At 59.6% G+C, this 18,003-nt stretch carries 17 protein-coding genes and 1 pseudogene; 17 read left to right on the forward strand and 1 reads right to left on the reverse strand.

All coding sequences use genetic code 11. From position 1 onward, the window contains the following. Positions 1 to 3: 3 nt before the first annotated feature. The 17 genes from cybH to H8A92_RS03965 all read left to right on the forward strand — a co-directional run bounded on the left by cybH (position 4) and on the right by H8A92_RS03965 (position 17,447). Positions 4 to 720, forward strand: coding sequence for a Ni/Fe-hydrogenase, b-type cytochrome subunit (gene cybH / locus H8A92_RS03885; RefSeq protein ID WP_229194655.1), 717 nt, complete (start codon positions 4 to 6; stop codon positions 718 to 720). Beyond that, on the forward strand, positions 717 to 1,316 hold the full coding sequence (locus tag H8A92_RS03890; RefSeq protein WP_229194546.1) for a HyaD/HybD family hydrogenase maturation endopeptidase: 600 nt from the start codon (positions 717 to 719) through the stop codon (positions 1,314 to 1,316). The genes cybH and H8A92_RS03890 overlap by 4 nt, the downstream gene beginning before the upstream one ends. Positions 1,317 to 1,332: 16 nt before the next feature. After that, positions 1,333 to 1,623, forward strand: a complete 291-nt coding sequence (locus tag H8A92_RS03895) for a HypC/HybG/HupF family hydrogenase formation chaperone (protein ID WP_229194547.1) — start codon at positions 1,333 to 1,335, stop codon at positions 1,621 to 1,623. 429 nt (positions 1,624 to 2,052) lie between these two features. Then, complete coding sequence (locus H8A92_RS03900) at positions 2,053 to 2,871, forward strand: hydrogenase expression/formation protein (protein WP_420831287.1); 819 nt, start codon at positions 2,053 to 2,055, stop codon at positions 2,869 to 2,871. Positions 2,872 to 2,970: 99 nt separating this feature from the next. Beyond that, the gene (locus H8A92_RS03905; protein WP_229194548.1) at positions 2,971 to 4,065 is read left to right on the forward strand and encodes a hypothetical protein; all 1,095 of its coding nucleotides are present in this window, start codon (positions 2,971 to 2,973) and stop codon (positions 4,063 to 4,065) included. Further along, positions 4,058 to 4,399 (forward strand): hydrogenase maturation nickel metallochaperone HypA, encoded by a 342-nt coding sequence (gene hypA / locus H8A92_RS03910; RefSeq protein WP_229194657.1) that lies wholly within the window; start codon positions 4,058 to 4,060, stop codon positions 4,397 to 4,399. Before H8A92_RS03905 ends, hypA begins: the two co-directional genes overlap by 8 nt. Beyond that, positions 4,399 to 5,346: a hydrogenase nickel incorporation protein HypB gene (hypB, locus tag H8A92_RS03915; protein ID WP_229194549.1), complete on the forward strand. Its 948-nt coding sequence runs from the start codon at positions 4,399 to 4,401 to the stop codon at positions 5,344 to 5,346. The genes hypA and hypB overlap by 1 nt, the downstream gene beginning before the upstream one ends. Further along, on the forward strand, positions 5,343 to 7,598 hold the full coding sequence (hypF, locus tag H8A92_RS03920; RefSeq protein ID WP_229194550.1) for a carbamoyltransferase HypF: 2,256 nt from the start codon (positions 5,343 to 5,345) through the stop codon (positions 7,596 to 7,598). The genes hypB and hypF overlap by 4 nt, the downstream gene beginning before the upstream one ends. Position 7,599: 1 nt before the next feature. Then, positions 7,600 to 7,836, forward strand: coding sequence for a HypC/HybG/HupF family hydrogenase formation chaperone (locus H8A92_RS03925; protein WP_229194551.1), 237 nt, complete (start codon positions 7,600 to 7,602; stop codon positions 7,834 to 7,836). Further along, positions 7,833 to 8,975 carry a hydrogenase formation protein HypD gene (hypD, locus tag H8A92_RS03930; protein WP_229194552.1) on the forward strand — a complete coding sequence of 381 codons (1,143 nt, stop codon included), beginning with the start codon at positions 7,833 to 7,835 and terminating at the stop codon, positions 8,973 to 8,975. The genes H8A92_RS03925 and hypD overlap by 4 nt, the downstream gene beginning before the upstream one ends. Further along, complete coding sequence (gene hypE, locus H8A92_RS03935) at positions 8,972 to 10,012, forward strand: hydrogenase expression/formation protein HypE (protein ID WP_229194553.1); 1,041 nt, start codon at positions 8,972 to 8,974, stop codon at positions 10,010 to 10,012. The genes hypD and hypE overlap by 4 nt, the downstream gene beginning before the upstream one ends. Positions 10,013 to 10,408: 396 nt before the next feature. Next, complete coding sequence (gene ald / locus H8A92_RS03940; RefSeq protein ID WP_229194554.1) at positions 10,409 to 11,521, forward strand: alanine dehydrogenase; 1,113 nt, start codon at positions 10,409 to 10,411, stop codon at positions 11,519 to 11,521. Between the two features lie 632 nt (positions 11,522 to 12,153). Beyond that, positions 12,154 to 12,348 carry a 4Fe-4S dicluster domain-containing protein gene (locus tag H8A92_RS03945; protein WP_128971097.1) on the forward strand — a complete coding sequence of 65 codons (195 nt, stop codon included), beginning with the start codon at positions 12,154 to 12,156 and terminating at the stop codon, positions 12,346 to 12,348. Positions 12,349 to 12,541: 193 nt separating this feature from the next. Next, on the forward strand, positions 12,542 to 14,038 hold the full coding sequence (gene sufB / locus H8A92_RS03950) for a Fe-S cluster assembly protein SufB (protein WP_229194555.1): 1,497 nt from the start codon (positions 12,542 to 12,544) through the stop codon (positions 14,036 to 14,038). Between the two features lie 71 nt (positions 14,039 to 14,109). After that, positions 14,110 to 14,862, forward strand: a complete 753-nt coding sequence (gene sufC, locus H8A92_RS03955) for a Fe-S cluster assembly ATPase SufC (RefSeq protein ID WP_229194556.1) — start codon at positions 14,110 to 14,112, stop codon at positions 14,860 to 14,862. 18 nt (positions 14,863 to 14,880) lie between these two features. Beyond that, entirely contained in the window at positions 14,881 to 16,203 is a 1,323-nt protein-coding gene (gene sufD / locus H8A92_RS03960) for a Fe-S cluster assembly protein SufD (RefSeq protein WP_229194557.1), read from the forward strand. Next, positions 16,200 to 17,447: a cysteine desulfurase gene (locus H8A92_RS03965; RefSeq protein ID WP_229194558.1), complete on the forward strand. Its 1,248-nt coding sequence runs from the start codon at positions 16,200 to 16,202 to the stop codon at positions 17,445 to 17,447. The genes sufD and H8A92_RS03965 overlap by 4 nt, the downstream gene beginning before the upstream one ends. A gap of 199 nt (positions 17,448 to 17,646) precedes the next feature. On the opposite strand, the pseudogene H8A92_RS40945 reads toward H8A92_RS03965, so the two are convergent. Then, positions 17,647 to 17,809: pseudogene (locus tag H8A92_RS40945) on the reverse strand (transposase); the annotation flags it as partial. Positions 17,810 to 18,003: the final 194 nt, after the last annotated feature.

The following is an 18,003-nucleotide window of genomic DNA, read 5'->3' on the forward strand; positions in this document are numbered from 1 at the left end:
GACATGCGAAACGAGGCTCGGCAGCCCCCGGCTGTCGATGCGGTACCGACCGAGCGTGGCATCGGGGATCGCGGCGCCTATGTTTATGACGCGCCCGTGCGACTGTGGCACTGGGTCAATGCGGCGGCCATTCTGATGCTGGCCTCAACAGGCTATCTGATCGGAACGGGCACACCGGCGATGTCGGGAGAGGCAAGCGGCAATTTCCTGTTCGGCTATATCCGATTTGCGCATTTCTCGGCAGGATATGTCCTCAGCGTCGGCTTTGTTCTGCGCATTTACTCGGCCCTGATCGGAAATCGACATGCCATGCAGATCTTTTGTGTTCCGCTCTGGCGCGGATGCTTTTGGCGCGAGGTGCACCACGAGATTCGCTGGTACGCGTTCCTTGCAGTTGAGGCCGATAGACACGTCGGGCACAACCCCCTGGCTCGGCTCGCAATGTTCGTTATGTTTACGCAAACGATCACGTTCATGATCGTCACAGGCTTTGCACTTTATGGGCAGGGCGCCGGTAGCGACAGTTGGCAGGACAGGTTGTTCGGCTGGGTGTTTTCGATCTGGCCGAATAGCCAGGACGTCCATACCTGGCATCATCTCGGCCTGTGGGTGATCGTGGTCTTTATGCTGGTTCACATCTACGCGGTAATCCGGGAGGACATCATGTCGCGCCGGAGCATCTCCTCCATGATTTCGGGTGAGCGCGAGTTTCGCGATTGAATGGCAAGCGGTTACTTATTCCAGAGAACAAGCAACGAATCCTTGTGCTTGGCATCGGCAATATCCTGTGGGCAGATGAGGGGTTCGGGGTGCGGGCGGTAGAGGAATTCCATCGCCGCTATGTAGTCGCTGACAACGTCACCATCCTCGATGGCGGCACGCAGGGGCTCTACCTCGTGAGTTATCTTGAGCAGGCTGATTGCCTGATCGTGTTCGATGCCATCGATTTTGCACTCCAGCCCGGACAGTTGAAGCTCATGCGGGATGCCGAGGTGCCAAAATTTGCTGCCGCCAAGAAGATGAGCCTACATCAGACCGGCTTTCAGGAGGTCTTGAGTGCGGCCGATCTGCTTGGCCGCTGCCCGCGAGACCTCGCTCTCATCGGATGTCAGGCGCTGGACCTGGAGCATTGGGGCGGTCCGCTGACAGCTCCGGTGCGCTTGCAGATTGCGCCGGCGATCGAACTGGCTTGCAAACTCCTGGCGCAGTGGGGCTCGCCGGCCACGCTGCGAGCGGCGCCGCTGCCTGCATCAGAATGGCTGTTGGCGAACAACATCGACCATGCGAGTTATGAGATGGGAGCGCAGCCGATCTAGCGGCCCGCGATTGATCATGTGCCTTGGTTTACCAATGACGATTATTGAGACCGACGACATCACAGCACTTTGTGAGTATCGCAGCGAACAGCGGCGTGTCTCGGTCATGTTGCTCTACTGCGCCCCGGTCGGCGCCAGGGTGCTCGTTCATATCGACACCGCCGTGCGGCTCTTGGATGAGGATGAAGCAAGACTGATCTCGGAAGCACTCGATGGGCTTGACGCCAGCCGCAACGGCCAGGACTCCAGCCCCTTCTTTGCGGACCTGGTCGGTCGTGAGCCGCAATTGCCCAAGCACCTACGTTAGCGGTTCTGCCGCAAATGTTGCGGTGACTACGCTTGCCCGCAAATCGATCAATCGCGCGCACTTCCGCATGGAAAAGTCAAATGCTTCGAGCGATGATTCCGGTCTCCCTCGGTGCGACGATGATTGGCACGTGCCTTGCTACATCTCGCCTAGCTCAAGCCAAGGACCATCCGAAAGGAGTCTGATGAAGTTCCAGCCGGCGCGGTATGACCTCGGACCCTGCCCGTCTGAAGTGGAGAGCATCAGCGCGCATGCAGGCTTGGTCACGCACGCTTCCCCTCGCGCGCCCGAACTGCCGCTGACGGTCGATGCCGTACATTCGCTCCAGGCCGTCCATGTTGCATTATCCGTTCCTGAATTGTTCAAGGCTCTTCGGCGCTGCGTGCAAGGCGCAGTGCCTGCGCATGCGTTGACTGGAAAGCTGGTCGGATGGTTCGGCTCGCGACGGGCACGGAAAGTCTCGATGTATTCCATAGCGGGCCGGCGACTATGGAGGCGATAGCCAAGCGCGCCCGGCGCGACGGCGACGAGCTTGCAAGGAACTATCCGAACGTCACGGTGCTGTTGTCGAACGTTGTCGCTGCCGCTCGCGGCCATCGGCAGAGCACTCGGACGCAGCTGTACGGACTCGCCAATCTCAGCGAGCTCGAGCGCAAGCTGATTGGCGAAGTGCTCGGCGAGGGCGAGGTCACCGGCGTAGTTGCGCTGCCAGATGGCTCTTTTGCGCAACTCCGGGAGTCGGTGCTTGCGGGAATCTGGCGCGTGCGTATCGGGGCCGAACCGGCGCACGAATATGTTGAAGTTGGGGCAATCCCGCAGATTGTGCAACGCGCCGCAACTGAGTTGACGTCTGCCGGCTTTCTGATCGGCGCGGCACCGGACGGCGCCATGAACGTGCTCGCGGTGCTTGCGGAAATACGCGAGCGGGCGCGTGTCTGGCGGTCGAACATGCGGGCGTATGTTATCAACCTGACATTGCTGCCGATGACCGCTGTGGACATGGCGTTCCTGCAGCAAAGTTTGCGCAACGGTCCGGTCCAGCTCATCTTCCGCGGTTACGGCACATGCCGCGTGCAGGCGACCGGGGTGAGGAACGTCTGGTCGGTGCAGTACTTCAATTCTTTGGACGACGTCATTCTTGATACGGTGGAGGTCGGAGACGTGCCTATCATTGCCTTGGCTGCTGACGAGGATTTCGAGGATTCTGCCGAGCGCCTGCAGGAAATTTTGGAGGCGTACTTCACATGAAGAACTCAACGAATTCTCGCAATCCGGTGGGACCTCGCAGTCTGCGCGCGGACGGCTGCTGCCAGGTGTTTTGCGCGAGCTAATAACGCAGCGGTGCATATGAGCTTCCCGGTCCGCAACAAAATCGATATCTCGGTCTGGCTTGCTGCCGACGTAATCGCCGCGGTCGAGATCATGCCCCGAGTCCGGCCACCGCTGGCGCGGCTGTTCGCCGGCAAACCGGCCTCGTTACTGCTCAAACAGATCCCGCGGCTCTTCGCATTGTGTGCCGTTGCGCAGCAAACCGCGCTTCTATCTGCGATCGAGGTGGCGCGCGACGAAGCGATTAGCCCCACGACAAGGCAGCATCGTGTTGCGCTGGTCGTTGCCGAGCGCATCGCGGAATTGCTACGGGGGCTCTTTGTCGGACACCTTGCCCGGGACACCGCCAGTGCTGCGGCTATTCGCTCCGTGATGCAAGGAATGTCAGCACTTATCGGGAGCGGACAACCTGCCTGCGGTCCTGCTCGACGCGAAGCGACGGCAAGAATTGTGGCTGGGCTGGCCGCGATCGGCATGCCGAACGGAGATGGCGCGGCCAGGCCCTGCAGCCCATTGGCAATCCGCATAGCCGCGCTGGACGAGATCGATCTGAAATCGATCCGGATCGCGCACTCGTTCCTGTCCGTTGCCGACGATCGTAACATCATTGAACGGCTGCTCGGCGATGACCCAACATTTTGTCATTGTCCGGACCTTGGAGGGCGTGCGCCCGAGACGGGTCCATGGGCACGCCAGATGACGCGTGATCGGCTCTGGCTGGGCCGGTCGGGTGCGGTCGAGCGGCTGGAGGCCAGAATTGCAGAAATCGTTCGGCTATCCGATTGGCTCAAGGCCGGTGCTCATATCGACTCAGCAGAGCCTGGGATTATCAAAAGCTACAAGTTGGGTCCAGGATGCGCCGCGACCGCGGTCGAATGCGCCAGGGGCAGGCTCTATCACGCGGTTGAGCTTGATCCTCAGGGCCAGATATACCGCTTCGAATTTCTTGCTCCGACGGAATGGAATTTCCATAGGACCGGACCGCTTGTCCGGAACCTGCAGGGCGCCGTTCTGACGGCGAGAAGGCATCGGAAAGCGGTTCGCGCTGTGATTGAATCGCTTGATCCCTGTGGCGGATTCACACTCAGGTTTCGCAAAGTTGACGATGCATGAACTGGCGATTTGTCTGGGCATTATCCAAATCGTCGAGGAGGAGATGCGTCAGCGATCTTTGTCGCGGGTGCGGAGCATCTGTCTGGAAATCGGGGCGCTGAGTCATGTCGCGCCTGATTCGATCAGGTTCTGCTTTGCTGTCGTTGCTACGCGAACGATTGCCGAGGGGGTAGCTCTTCAGATCCTTGAGCTTCCGGGTATCGCCTGGTGCATGAGCTGTTCTAACAGTGTCGAAATTGCTCGCCGCGGCGATCCCTGTCCTTGCTGCGGCAGCTATCAGTTGCAAGTAACCGGCGGCGAACAGATGCGAGTGAAAGAACTGGAGATCGATTGATGTGTACCGTTTGCGGTTGCGGCCAAGCGACGTCTTCGATCGAACTTGCCGGAGCGCGTGATCCGGAGACCCGAGGCCGTTGCTATTCTCATGAGCAGGACGATTGCGAGCGCCATGGCGTAGGGGTTCACGGCGACCAGAGCGTACAGAATTCATCCCATGCTCGACACAGCCATGATCACGAACATTATCAGAGTGATGGTCGGCAAGCGCGTCTGAGCTGCGGCGCGGCCCCAGCTGGATTGAAGGTCGCGGGCATGGACAGCGAACGCATCATTCGTGTCGAGCGTGACATCCTCGGCAAGAATAATGCGATCGCGGCCGACAACCGGACGCTTTTTGCGGCCGATGAGCTACTGGTATTTAATCTTATGTCGAGTCCCGGTGCGGGCAAAACCTCGCTGCTCGTCCGCGCCGTATCCGAGCTCAAGCTCAGCTATCCGACCGGAGTCATCGGGGGCGATCAGCAGACCTCAAACGATGCCGAACGCATTCGAGCGGTCGGCGTGCCAGCTATTCAAGTCAATACGGGTAAGGGGTGCCATCTCGATGCTGCAATGATTGGCGAGGCTTATCGTCGCTTGCCGCGGCTCACGCACGGCATTCTCTTCATCGAGAACGTCGGTAACCTGGTGTGTCCGGCGGCCTTCGATCTTGGCGAGGCCTGCAAGATCGTTGTGTTGTCGATGACCGAAGGTGAAGACAAGCCGTTGAAATATCCCGATATGTTCGCGGCTTCTTCACTCATGGTGATCAACAAGATCGATCTGGCTTCGCTGCTTGAGTGCGATCTGGACAAGACCGTTGGATATGCCAGACGCGCGAATCCAAAAATCGAAGTGGTTACGGTTTCGGCCCGTACCGGAGAGGGGTTTGGCGCGCTCTACACTTGGATTGATAGACAGGTGGCTCACCAAAGGCGAGCCGTCGAAGGCGCCGGGCAATGAGTGCCGCAATTTGCGACCGAACACGGCTGCGCGTGCGCGTGAGCGGAGCGGTGCAAGGGGTCGGCTTTCGTCCTTACGTCTATGGTCTGGCTACGCGGTACGGATTGGCGGGATTTGTCGCCAACGGCCCGGAGGGAGTCACAATCGAAGTCGAAGGGAGCCGTGCGTCGGAATTTGTTGCCACATTGCCGCTCGAGGCGCCTCCATTGGCGCGCATCGACCATATCTGCGTACAGGAGACAGCCGCGCTCGCGACAGAAAACTTTTCGATCGGCGCGAGCGAAGGCGGAAAATTGTCAACGCACATCATCGCCGACGCCGCGATCTGCGGGGAATGCCTCAGCGAGCTATTCGATCCGGAGAATCGGCACTATCTTTATCCCTTCATTAGCTGCTCCCATTGTGGCCCACGCTACACTATTGCCGGGCGGCTCCCCTACGATCGCCACAACACGGTGATGAAGGCGTTTAGGCTGTGCGCCGCTTGCGCGGCCGAATATGCGGATCCGGCGAGCCGCAGGTTTCATGCAGAGGCGATCGCGTGTCCAGAATGCGGCCCTCGGCTTAGCCATGGGATCAACACCATTGCCGCTGCGATCGCAGGCGGTCAAGTCATCGCCATAAAGGGTCTCGGCGGCTACCAGCTCCTCTGCGATGCCCGTAACCAGGACGCTGTGCAGCGCCTGCGCAGCAGAAAGCAGCGCGGTCAGAAGCCTTTTGCAGTTATGCTCGGTTCCATAGAGTGCGTCGACGAGATCGCGGAAGCGAAGGCTCTCGAGCTCGCGCTGCTCGAATCCGCAGCACGGCCCATTGTGCTCTTAACTTCGCGCAAATGTCTGGCGCCCGCTATAGCGCCCGGTTTGTCTCGCCTTGGCGTCATGTTGCCTGTTGCCCCGCTGCATCATCTGATTTTTCATGCGCTTCGCTCGACAAGAGCGTGGATTGCGGAACCAACCCCGGTCTTGGTCGTCACCAGTGCAAATCCTTGCGGCGAGCCACTCCTGATCGACAACGCGCAGGCGCTGCGCCGCCTCGAGGCCATCGCCGACCTTGTCGTTACCCATGACCGGGATATTTTAACGCGTGCTGATGACTCCGTGGTCGCGGTGGTGGCTGGCCGCTCCCAATTCATTCGTCGCGCCCGTGGCTATGTTCCCGAACCGATTCGGCTTGCGCAGTCAGTGCCGCCCGTGCTCGCTGTCGGCGGCGCGCTGAAATCGACCGTCACCATCACGCGGGACAACCAAGCGTTCGTCTCCCAACATATTGGCGACCTCGATACGCCCGAAGGCATCCGCGTGTTCGAAGGAACGATCCAACACCTCACATCGATTCTTGACGTAGAGCCTGTCGTCATCGCTCATGATCTGCATCCCAATATGGCATCCACACGCTTTGCGCAGGCAAGCGGCCGCGCGCTGATTGCAGTCCAGCACCACCATGCACACGCTGGCGCCGTGATGGCTGAACATGGCCATGCGGGACCGGCGCTAGCTCTGGTGCTCGACGGCCATGGCTTTGGCTCGGATGCTGGTAACTGGGGCGGCGAGCTATTATTGTGCGAAGGCGCGATGTGCCGACGCATCGGGCATCTCGCGCCGCTGCAAATGCCTGGTGGTGATCGAGCAACCCGTGAGCCGTGGCGCATGGCGAGCGCGGTACTGCACTGGCTCGGGCGGGGTAACGAAATTGCGCCGCGCTTTGCAGCGCAACGACAAGCTGGATGTATGTCGGCCTTGCTCGATCAGCCGGGCGGGGCCACCACGACCAGCGCGGGCCGGTTATTCGACGCGGTGGCGGCGCTGCTGGGGATTGTGAGTTGGCAGAGCTATGAAGGTGAAGCCGCGATCAAGCTCGAGGCGCTCGTGCGGCGGACTGCGATTCTAGAGGCCGGGTGGACGATCGATAGTGGCGTGCTGTCGCTTCGTCCGCTGTTTGCGCGGTTGATTGCAGACGACATTGACGCTGCGGGCGGAGCTGGCTTGTTTCATGGCACCTTCGCCGCTGCCTGCGTTGACTGGGTTATGCACTCCGCGCAGACGACCGGCGTCAATACCGTCGTTCTGAGCGGAGGTTGCTTTCAGAACGCGATACTGATGGATGGAGTCTGGCGTGGGTGCTGCGCTGGTGGCCTGACCGCGCTGTTGCCACAGCGAGTGCCGCCCAACGATGGTGGTTTGAGCTTCGGGCAAGCCTGGATTGCCGCTTTGCAGATTGCTGAACAGCCGTCCGCCAGCGAAGGGAGAGCCTGATATGTGTCTTTCGGTTCCGGCAAAGATCGTAAAACTTCTTCCCGATCACATGGCCATCGTGTGCATCGATGGTGTTAGCCTGGAGATATCGATTGCCCTTATCGACGAGCTCGATGTCGGCGATCACGTCCTTGTCCATGTTGGGTATGCACTGGCCAAGATCGATCCAATAGAAGCCAAGCGCACGCTTGAGCTGCTGCAAGAGCTAGGCAGCACAAGGCAGGAACTCCGGCCATGAAATATGCCGACGAATTTCGCGACAAGACCCTTGCGCAGGGGCTCGCCGGTGCGATTAGCGCGGAAGCCGATCCGCAAAAAGCCTATCGGTTCATGGAATTTTGTGGTGGACACACGCATGCGATATCCCGCTATGGCCTTGAGGATCTGCTGCCCGCCAATGTGCGCATGATCCACGGTCCTGGTTGTCCGGTCTGCGTTCTACCTGCCAGCCGCATCGATATGGCGATTCGTCTAGTCGAGCGGCCGGAGGTCACCCTTTGCGTCTACGGCGACCTGATACGGGCGCCTGGCTCGCAAGGACAATCCCTATTACGAGCCAAGGCGCTCGGCGCAGACATCCGGATGGTCTACTCGACGCTTGACGTTATCCGGATCGCCGAACAGGCGCCGAGCCGCGAGGTCGTGTTCTTTGCCATCGGATTTGAGACCACGACACCCCCGACAGCCATAATGATCCAGATGGCCGAAAAGAAGCGGCTGAAGAGCCTTAGCGTGTTCTGCAACCACGTGCTCACACCCTCTGCGATGCAGAGCATTCTCGAGAACCCGAAGATCCGCAATATAGGCGGGGCCGCAATCGACGGTTTCGTCGGACCTGCACATGTCAGCACGATCATCGGGACGCAGCCTTACGAGCTCCTGGCGGAACAATTTGGCAAGCCGATCGTGATCGCCGGATTTGAACCGCTCGACGTGATGCAGGCGATCCTGATGCTGGTGCGGCAGGTGAACGAGGACCGCTACGACGTGGAGAACCAATACAGCCGAGCAGTGAGGCGTGAAGGCAATCGGCGGGCCAAAGACGAGGTCTCGCAGGTATTCGAATCGCGTGAGCAGTTCGAATGGCGCGGGCTCGGTTTCGTACGAAATAGTGGACTGAAGCTGAGGCGGGTCTACGCGCGGTTCGACGCGGAGGCGCGTTTCGCGATGCACGAACTGCAAGTCGCCGACAATCCGGCGTGCGAGTGCTGCGCCATCCTGCGCGGCGCCAAGCAGCCAGTCGACTGCAAGCTGTTTGGAACCCTCTGCACGCCGGAAACTCCCATAGGATCCTGCATGGTCTCATCGGAAGGTGCTTGTGCGGCCTATTGGACATATGGCCGGGTTCGCGATGATCAGGTGAGGCGAATGTCATGAGCGGCTATCATCGCAAGCTCGATCTCGAGAACGGACGCGTTGATCTTTCCCATGGGGCCGGGGGACGAGCCATGGCACAGCTGATCTCCAGCCTTTTTCACCGAGCCTTCGGCAATGAATGGCTTGCCCGCTGCAATGATCAGTCGGCCTTTGACGTTGAGACTGGTAAACTGGTGATGACGACCGATGGTTATGTAGTTTCGCCGCTGTTCTTTCCCGGCGGCAATATCGGCTCTCTCGCGGTGCACGGGACGATTAACGACGTCGCGATGTCCGGCGCGCGCCCCCTCTATCTGTCGGCCAGCTTCATCATCGAGGAGGGTTTCCCGCTGTCTGATCTAAAGACGATTGCGGATTCGATGGGCGCGGAAGCGCGCGCCGCGGGCGTTTACATCATTGCGGGGGACACTAAGGTCGTCGAGCGTGGCAAGGCCGATGGTCTGTTTATCTCCACGACTGGGATCGGCGCTCTGGCCCATGGGTTCGATCTCTCCGCCGACAAGGCCATTGTCGGGGACCGTGTGCTGGTGTCTGGTAGCCTAGGCGACCATGGCGTGGCAATCATGTCAAAACGCCAGAACGTCGCGTTTCAAACCGAGATCGTGTCGGATTCCGCAGCGCTGCATAACCTAGTCGCGGTCATGATTGCGGCTGGCGGCGCCGGGATCCGGGTGATGCGCGACCCTACGCGTGGCGGTCTTGCGGCAACCCTCAATGAGATTGCGCATCAATCGGGCCTTGGCTTCCGTCTACAGGAAGCAGCCATTCCGGTGAAGCCAGCAGTTGCGGCAACCTGCGAACTCCTTGGGCTCGATCCGATCCATGTCGCTAATGAGGGCAAGCTCGTTGCGATCGTCGCGCCCAATTTGGCCGATGCAGTGCTTACAGCCATGAAGGCGCATCCCCTCGGATGCGATGCTGCTGATATTGGCGAGACGGTAGCTGACGATCACAAATTTGTGCAGATAGCGACCAGTTTCGGCGGCGGACGGATCGTCGACTGGTTGTCAGGCGAACAGTTGCCTCGGATTTGTTGAACAATCCACGCCCAATTGCGACGAGCATCAGGCGTCAAGCGTGGGCACTGCCGTTCAGGGAGCCTGATTGATAGCTAATAACGGTCATTTGGCCATCAGCGGTGGCAAACGATCCAGTCTCTGGGCAAATCCTGCCTCACGGGGAGACTACGATGTTCATTCTTTAACACGGTCGGCACCACGAGCCGAGAGCTGATTAAGCGAGTCATCGCATCGCGGAGTGCAACAATTAAGTTGAGCAAGCACTGCGGTCGCTCAACCCGCTCGGCATCGACTTGTTCGAAAACCTGCGCGGCTGGTCAAAGATCGCTGAATTCCTGCGCCATTTAGGCTGCTGCGTCGCAATATCGCTGCGCTCTTTCAATTAGAAAGGCGCGCTAGGCAGGGAGTTTGCAAATGAAAGTCGGAGTTCCCAAGGAAATCAAGGCACACGAATATCGGGTGGGCCTGACCCCTGGAGCTGTTCGCGAATACGCGGCAGCAGGACACCGCGTAATGATTGAGACCAATGCCGGCGCTGGCATTGGCGCAACCGATGACGATTATCGTGGCGCCGGCGCAGCGATCTTGGATTCTGCAATTGAGGTATTCGCATCGAGCGAAATGATCATAAAGGTCAAGGAGCCTCAGCCGTCCGAATGGGGCCAGCTGCGGGAGGGCCAGATCCTGTTCACATATCTGCATCTGGCACCAGACCCGGAGCAGGCCAAGGGGCTTCTAAAATCGGGTTGCACCGCGATCGCCTATGAGACCGTGACTGATGGCTATGGTGGCCTTCCGCTGCTGGCTCCGATGAGCGAGGTCGCAGGCAGGCTCGCGGTCGAAGCGGCGGGTAGCGCCCTAAAGCGCAGTGCAGGCGGACGAGGGCTGTTGATCGGTGGCGTGCCCGGTGTTCAGCCGGCCCGCATCGTGGTGATCGGTGGTGGCGTCGTTGGTGCGCACGCGGCACGGATGGCGGTCGGTCTGGGTGCAGAGGTGAGCATCATCGACCGCTCGATACCTCGGTTGCGCGAGTTGGATGAGCTGTTCGAGGGGCGCGTTCGAACCAGGTTTTCGACCATCGAAGCTGGGGAGGAAGAGGTATTTGCGGCCGATGTTGTGATTGGTGCCGTTCTCGTTCCAGGTGCGAGTGCGCCGAAGCTGATCCGCGGGAGCATGCTGAGGTCGATGCGTAAGAGGGCCGTGCTCGTGGATGTCGCTATCGATCAGGGAGGCTGTTTTGAGACTTCGCACCCAACCACTCACGCCGATCCAACCTATGAAGTGGATGGCATCATTCATTATTGCGTGGCCAATATGCCCGGCGCCGTGCCGCTGACCTCGAGCCAGGCACTAAATAACGCCACGCTGCCGTTTGGCTTGGCTCTGGCCAATAAGGGTTTTTCCGCCGTGCTGGAAAATCCGCATTTGCGTGCAGGCCTCAACGTCCATCGAGGCCGGCTGACTTACAAGGCGGTGGCCGATAGTCTCGGGCTCCCCTTCTCACCGATCGAGCAGGCTGCAGCCTGATCCCAGAGGCCCCTAAGGGCGTTTCCTCCCTGACTTGGGCCACCCTCCGGGGTGGCTTTTTTTTCGGCTCTGTCAATCTGCTGGGGTCCGCTGAGATTTATTTGCGACGCCGAGCGGCCGTAATCTGCGAGATCTGAAGATTTGCGTGCGCCGGCTCGGCCAGAAGGCCTCGATCACCGGAGCGGCTTTATTAGCGCCATCGCGACGATTTTTCTGGTTGCGATGTGGAGACGTTTGTTGAGCCGATGACGACGTCGCCCGATTGACATCGTGGTGCCTTCGCTGCCGCTGTCCGGGTGAGCAAAGCCTTCAGGGAGCGGTCTGCCCCCACCGAGGCGGTGGCACGGCTACAATCGATACCGCTTCAAACGCGCTCCGCCGCGACGTCAGGTCGAGCCGAGCTGCGTCTTATTGGCGAACCCCTTCACATGATCGCTGGCTGTCGCGAAATCTCGACAATGCGCAAGCTACGAGATCAAGCAGCTGCGATGCAGATTGTAGGGTTTACGACACCTGATCGAGGCGGCGGCTTGCGCTCTCGAAAGTAACCGAGAGAAATCAAGCACAAGACTCCTTGGCATGAGACTTGAAGGCAAGGCGTCGTCCCGCACCTTTGCTTATGGATCGGATTGATGGCCTACAAAATAATCGCGTCACAATGCACGGTCTGCGGTGCGTGTGAGTACGAATGCCCTAATGCCGCGATCAGCCTGAAGAACGACATTTATGTGATCAATCCGAGCCAGTGCACTCAATGTGAAGGGCATTTTGATGCGCCGCAATGCGCCGTCGTTTGTCCGGTGCCCGATACCTGTGTGCCGGCATAGATTGAGTACCGGCGGGTGGCCTCCGGCGTAAAACATGATCGAAGTCCTATCGAGGGCGGCTCCCTTTTTTGGTCGGTTTCCTAGGTCTTTCACACCCTGGCTCCGAGTTGGCCGAGACTTAGGCGATCTGCTCGGAGGAGAGGCGGCGCAATCATCGCTGCCGGTGATCGTCCATGCGCGAATGGAGTAGGCAATGGTAGCTGTACAAGAGACGGTTGAGCGCGTCCGGCGCATCGACGTCGACCAGTATCGATATGGGTTTGAGACGCTGATCGAGTCCGACAAGGCCCCAAAGGGGCTGTCGGAAGACACCGTCCGCTTCATCTCCGCAAAGAAGAATGAGCCGGCCTGGATGCTGGAATGGCGCCTGGAGGCGTATCGCCGCTGGCTGACCATGACCGAGCCGACCTGGGCGCGCGTCGACTATCCGAAGATCGACTACCAGGACATCTATTACTACGCGGCGCCGAAGCCGAAGAAGACGCTGTCCTCGACCGACGAGATCGATCCCGAAATCCTCAAGACCTATGAGAAGCTCGGCATTCCCCTGCGCGAGGTCGCGATCCTCGAGGGCGTCGAGCCGCCGCCCGGCGGCCCGCAGACGCCGAACCGCAAGATCGCGGTCGACGCCGTGTTCGATTCGGTGTCGGTTGCGACCACCTTCCAGAAGGAGCTGAAGGCGGCCGGCGTGATCTTCATGCCGATCTCCGAGGCGATCCGCGAGCATCCCGAGCTGGTGCAGAAATATCTCGGCACCGTGGTGCCGACCTCCGACAACTATTTTGCGACGCTGAATTCGGCGGTGTTCTCCGACGGCTCGTTCGTCTATGTGCCGCCGGGCGTGCGCTGCCCGATGGAGCTGTCGACCTATTTCCGCATCAACGAGCGCAACACCGGCCAGTTCGAGCGCACGCTGATCATCGCCGACAAGGGCTCCTACGTCTCCTATCTCGAAGGCTGCACCGCGCCGCAGCGCGACGAGAACCAGTTGCACGCCGCCGTGGTCGAGCTGGTCACGCTGGACGATGCCGAGATCAAGTATTCGACGGTGCAGAACTGGTATCCCGGCAATTCCGAGGGCAAGGGCGGCATCTACAATTTCGTCACCAAGCGCGGCGACTGCCGCGGCAAGAACTCCAAGATCTCCTGGACCCAGGTCGAGACCGGTTCGGCGATCACCTGGAAATATCCGAGCTGCATCCTGCGCGGCGACAATTCGAGCGGCGAGTTCTACTCGATCGCGATCTCGAACGGCTTCCAGCAGGTCGATAGCGGCACCAAGATGATCCACCTCGCCAAGAACACGTCGAGCCGGATCATCTCCAAGGGCATCGCAGCCGGCAAGTCGCAGAACACCTATCGCGGCCTGGTCAGTGCCCATCGCAAGGCGACCGGCGCGCGCAACTACACCGCCTGCGACTCGCTTCTGATCGGCGACAAATGCGGCGCGCACACCGTGCCTTATGTCGAGGCCAAGAATTCCTCGGCGACGTTCGAGCATGAAGCGACGACGTCGAAGATTTCCGAGGACGTGCTGTTCTACTGCTTGCAAAGAGGCTTGAGCGAGCAACAGGCCATCGGCCTTGTCGTCAACGGTTTCGCGAAAGATGTCCTGCAAAAGCTTCCGATGGAGTTCGCAGTGGAGGCGCAGAAGCTGATCTCGATCTCTCTCGAGGGATCTGTCGGATAACCAAACGTCCCGCGAGCCCTCGAACGCGGCTCGCCGTTCCGGACGACGCATTTTGAGGGATCAGATCAAAAATGACGCTGCTCGAAATCCGAGATCTGCATGTTGGTGTCGACAGTCGCGAAATAATCCGTGGCCTCGATCTTATGGTCAATGCGGGCGAAGTGCACGCGATCATGGGGCCGAACGGCTCCGGCAAGTCGACGCTGTCCCACGTCATCGCCGGCAAACCGGGCTATGAAGTCACCGGCGGCCAGATCCTGTTCAGGGGCGAGGACCTCCTGGAGATGGAGCCCAATGAACGCGCCGCCAAGGGCGTGTTCCTGGCGTTCCAGTATCCGGTCGAGATCCCCGGCGTCACCACCATGAACTTCCTGCGCACGGCGCTGAACGCCCAGCGCAAGGCACGCGGCCGAGGGGAATTCTCCACGCCCGAATTTCTGAAAAAGGTCCGTGAGGTGGCCGAGTCACTCAACATTCCCCGGGACATGCTCAAGCGCGGCGTCAATGTCGGGTTCTCGGGCGGCGAGAAGAAGCGCAACGAGATCCTGCAGATGGCGTTGTTCGAGCCGAGTCTATGCATCCTGGACGAGATCGATTCCGGGCTGGATATCGACGCCCTGCGTATTGTCGCGAGCGGCATCAACGGCCTGCGTTCGCCGGAAAGGGCGATGATCGTGATCACCCACTATCAGCGGCTCCTTCATTACATCGTGCCCGATTATGTGCACGTGATGTCGAAAGGCCGCGTCGTGAAGAGCGGCGGCAAGGAACTCGCGCTGGAACTCGAGGCCTGTGGCTACGGCCAGTTCGAAACCGCAGCCTGACGGCTCAAGGGATTTCCCATGAAGCAAGTATTGGCTAAGGCCGATGCCGGGTGTGCAACGAGCAATTTTCTCGCAGCTGCGCTCGGCCGGCTGCCTGGCGCGGGCCTCGTCCCCCATATCCGTGCGAGGGCATTCGAAGCCTATGAGCGCGCCGGCCTGCCGCATCGGCGCATGGAGGTCTGGAGATACACGGATCTGCGCGCCCTGATCGGCGAGGTGTTGCCACTCGCTCCGCGACCCGATGCGGCGGCGTTGGCGCGCGCAAAGGCGTCGGTCAGGCGAGTGGCTGTCGATCAGGCGGTCAAATTGGTCTTGGTGGACGGCATATTCGCGCCTGAGCTATCGGATCTCGGCGAGCTGGAAAATGAGCTCCATGTGCAGTCACTGCGAGAGCTGTTGGAGAATTCGGCCACTGGCGCAATGGCCGGTTTGGTGCTTTCGACGACGGACGATGCGGTGATCTCGCTCAATGCGGCAATGGCCTCAGATGGTCTAGTGATTTCGATTGCCGAAGGCAACACGATTAGACGCCCTATTCAAATCGTTCAGGTCGCAACGGGATCGTCGGTGTCCGCTTTTACACGCTCATATCTGCAGCTCGATAAAGGGGCGCATGCGACCGTGGTGCAAAGTTTCATCTCGGCCGAAGGCGCGAGCGGCTATCAGGCCAACGATGTCTTAATCGCCCTGGCTGGGGACGAGGCGAGCCTTTCGCATATCCGCGTAGCGGCTGACGCCGCTGATGCGGTGAACATCTCGTCGGGGATCATCGCGGTCGGCACCAAAGCTAAGCTCGATCTCTTCAGCATGACGTGCAGCGGCTCCATCAATCGCTATCAGGGATTTGTGACGCTGGGTGGCGAGGAATCCAAGCTCTCTGCGAACGGGGTTAATCTCATCAAAGACAAACTGCACGCAGACACAACAATTGTGGTCGACCACGCCGTGCCGCATTGCACCAGTCGGCAGAAATTCCGCGCGGTCGTTGATGATTGCGGCCGCTCGGTGTTTCAGGGCAGAATCGTCGTTCGTCCCGTCGCCCAGAAGACAGACGCGAGCCTGTCGACGCGAGCGCTGCTCTTATCCGACCAGGCCGAGGCGGACAACAAGCCGCAACTGGAAATCTCGGCCGACGACGTGACCTGCGGCCACGGAGCGACCTCAGGAGCGCTAGACGGCAATCTCGTATTCTATTTGCGCGCGCGGGGGCTGTCCGAGAAGGACGCGCAGATGTTGCTGATTAAAGCGTTTATTGGAGAGTCGATTGAGGAAATCTTCGCCGATAACCTGCGCGATTTTGTGACCGCGCAAGCTGAACACTGGCTGCAGGAACGGCAATGAGCGAACATCCCGCGGTCAGCAATGGTCGTTACGAGGTCGACCGTCTGCGTTGTGACTTTCCGGCGCTGGCGATGACCGTGTACGGCAAGCCGCTTGTCTATCTCGATAACGCTGCGTCCGCGCAAAAGCCAAATGCGGTACTTGACCGCATGATGCAGGTGTATTCCAGCGAATATGCCAACGTTCATCGTGGCTTGCACTATCTCGCCAATGCGGCGACCGAGGCGTATGAGGGCGCCCGTACCAAGGTGGCGCGGTTTGTGAACGCGCATTTGAACGAAGAGATCATCTTTACCCGCAGCGCCACCGAGGCGATCAATCTTGTCGCACAGACTTTCGGTCGAGAGCGCATCAGCCCGGGTGATGAGATCGTTCTGTCAATTTTGGAGCACCACTCCAACATTGTGCCATGGCATTTTCTTAGGGAGCGGCTCGGTGCAGTGATCAAATGGGCACCAGTAGATGATGACGGTAACTTCTTGCTCGATGAATTTGAACGACTGCTGACCTCCCGCACCAAGATGGTTGCAATCACACAGATGTCGAACGTGCTCGGCACGGTTTTGCCGGTAAAAGACGTGGTCAGAGTTGCACATGCTCGAGGTATCCCAGTGCTGGTCGACGGCTCGCAGGGATGCGTCCATCTGAGCGTCGACGTTTGCGACATTGATTGCGATTTCTACGTCATGACCGGCCACAAACTCTATGGTCCGACCGGAATCGGTGTGCTTTACGGAAAATCCGAGCATCTGGCATCGATGGCGCCCTTCAATGGCGGCGGCGAGATGATCCGAGAGGTCTCACGCTCCGGCGTCATTTATGGTGATCCGCCGCACCGGTTCGAAGCGGGTACGCCCCCGATCGTCGAGGCGATCGGGTTGGGCGCGGCCGTGGATTACATCAATTCAATAGGCAAGGCTCAAATCCGCAAGCACGAGAGTGCACTGCTCGCTTACACGCGGGAGAAGCTCGAGGACATCAACTGCGTGCGCATGATCGGAGCGCCGGCCGAGAAGGGGCCGATCATCTCGTTTGATGTGAGAGGTACGCATGCGCACGATATTGCTACCGTCGTCGATCGCGCCGGTGTAGCGGTACGAGCGGGAGCGCACTGCGCGATGCCGCTGCTCAAGCGCTTCGGCGCACTGGCAACATGCCGTGCGTCCCTTGGACTTTACAACACCCGTGAAGAAATTGATGTGCTCGTGCGCGCGCTTGTCAAGGCACGCCAGCTATTCGCATGATCGGCGAGCGAGCTGCGTTGAGGTGAGAGGGAGCCTGCATTGAGCTGCGAAGTTGAATGACGTCGTGCTCCTGAGCGTCATCATCATCGCAGAAGGTCAACATCTGAGGTCTCGGCAAGCAAAGTTCGCATTGGCAAGCCTGTTCGGCCAGGGCACCTTGCAGCCGTTGCTTCTTTGCGTCCGCCTTCGTCGAGCGCGGGGGCCGTAGTTCTAACGGCAGGTCGCGCCATAGCGCACCAGACGCAGGACCCAAAAGATGCCATCGAGCACGCGACGGTCATTTATGCGCTAAACGTCGCGCGGCTGGTTTGGTAGCATCGGTCTGATGGCGTCCATTCGTAATCGCTGAGTTCGTAGCGCATGATTTGAGGCTCCGGTTTCGGAGCTTGAATCATGTCTCGGGCCGCGCCATCAACCGCCATCGCCCCGCGGCTGAGCCGCTAACGCTCTGAATATACTTACGCTTTCGGCGGCGTAGCGGACTTGGCCGGGCTTGCTAGTGGCTCGATCCGGTGTCCATGACCGAAGTGGACATGACGTAAGATCGTCCTTCCAG

The organism is Bradyrhizobium acaciae (assembly GCF_020889785.1).
Lineage (GTDB): Bacteria > Pseudomonadota > Alphaproteobacteria > Rhizobiales > Xanthobacteraceae > Bradyrhizobium > Bradyrhizobium acaciae.

Bases quoted from the DNA above. Each gene is read 5' to 3' on its own strand.
- cybH (WP_229194655.1), top strand. From the start codon at position 4: ATGCGAAACGAGGCTCGGCAGCCCCCGGCTGTCGATGCGGTACCGACC.
- H8A92_RS03895 (WP_229194547.1), top strand. From the start codon at position 1,333: ATGTGCCTTGGTTTACCAATGACGATTATTGAGACCGACGACATCACA.
- H8A92_RS03900 (WP_420831287.1), top strand. From the start codon at position 2,053: ATGGTTCGGCTCGCGACGGGCACGGAAAGTCTCGATGTATTCCATAGC.
- H8A92_RS03905 (WP_229194548.1), top strand. From the start codon at position 2,971: ATGAGCTTCCCGGTCCGCAACAAAATCGATATCTCGGTCTGGCTTGCT.
- hypA (WP_229194657.1), top strand. From the start codon at position 4,058: ATGCATGAACTGGCGATTTGTCTGGGCATTATCCAAATCGTCGAGGAG.
- hypB (WP_229194549.1), top strand. From the start codon at position 4,399: ATGTGTACCGTTTGCGGTTGCGGCCAAGCGACGTCTTCGATCGAACTT.
- hypF (WP_229194550.1), top strand. From the start codon at position 5,343: ATGAGTGCCGCAATTTGCGACCGAACACGGCTGCGCGTGCGCGTGAGC.
- H8A92_RS03925 (WP_229194551.1), top strand. From the start codon at position 7,600: ATGTGTCTTTCGGTTCCGGCAAAGATCGTAAAACTTCTTCCCGATCAC.
- hypD (WP_229194552.1), top strand. From the start codon at position 7,833: ATGAAATATGCCGACGAATTTCGCGACAAGACCCTTGCGCAGGGGCTC.
- hypE (WP_229194553.1), top strand. From the start codon at position 8,972: ATGAGCGGCTATCATCGCAAGCTCGATCTCGAGAACGGACGCGTTGAT.
- ald (WP_229194554.1), top strand. From the start codon at position 10,409: ATGAAAGTCGGAGTTCCCAAGGAAATCAAGGCACACGAATATCGGGTG.
- H8A92_RS03945 (WP_128971097.1), top strand. From the start codon at position 12,154: ATGGCCTACAAAATAATCGCGTCACAATGCACGGTCTGCGGTGCGTGT.
- sufB (WP_229194555.1), top strand. From the start codon at position 12,542: ATGGTAGCTGTACAAGAGACGGTTGAGCGCGTCCGGCGCATCGACGTC.
- sufC (WP_229194556.1), top strand. From the start codon at position 14,110: ATGACGCTGCTCGAAATCCGAGATCTGCATGTTGGTGTCGACAGTCGC.
- sufD (WP_229194557.1), top strand. From the start codon at position 14,881: ATGAAGCAAGTATTGGCTAAGGCCGATGCCGGGTGTGCAACGAGCAAT.
- H8A92_RS03965 (WP_229194558.1), top strand. From the start codon at position 16,200: ATGAGCGAACATCCCGCGGTCAGCAATGGTCGTTACGAGGTCGACCGT.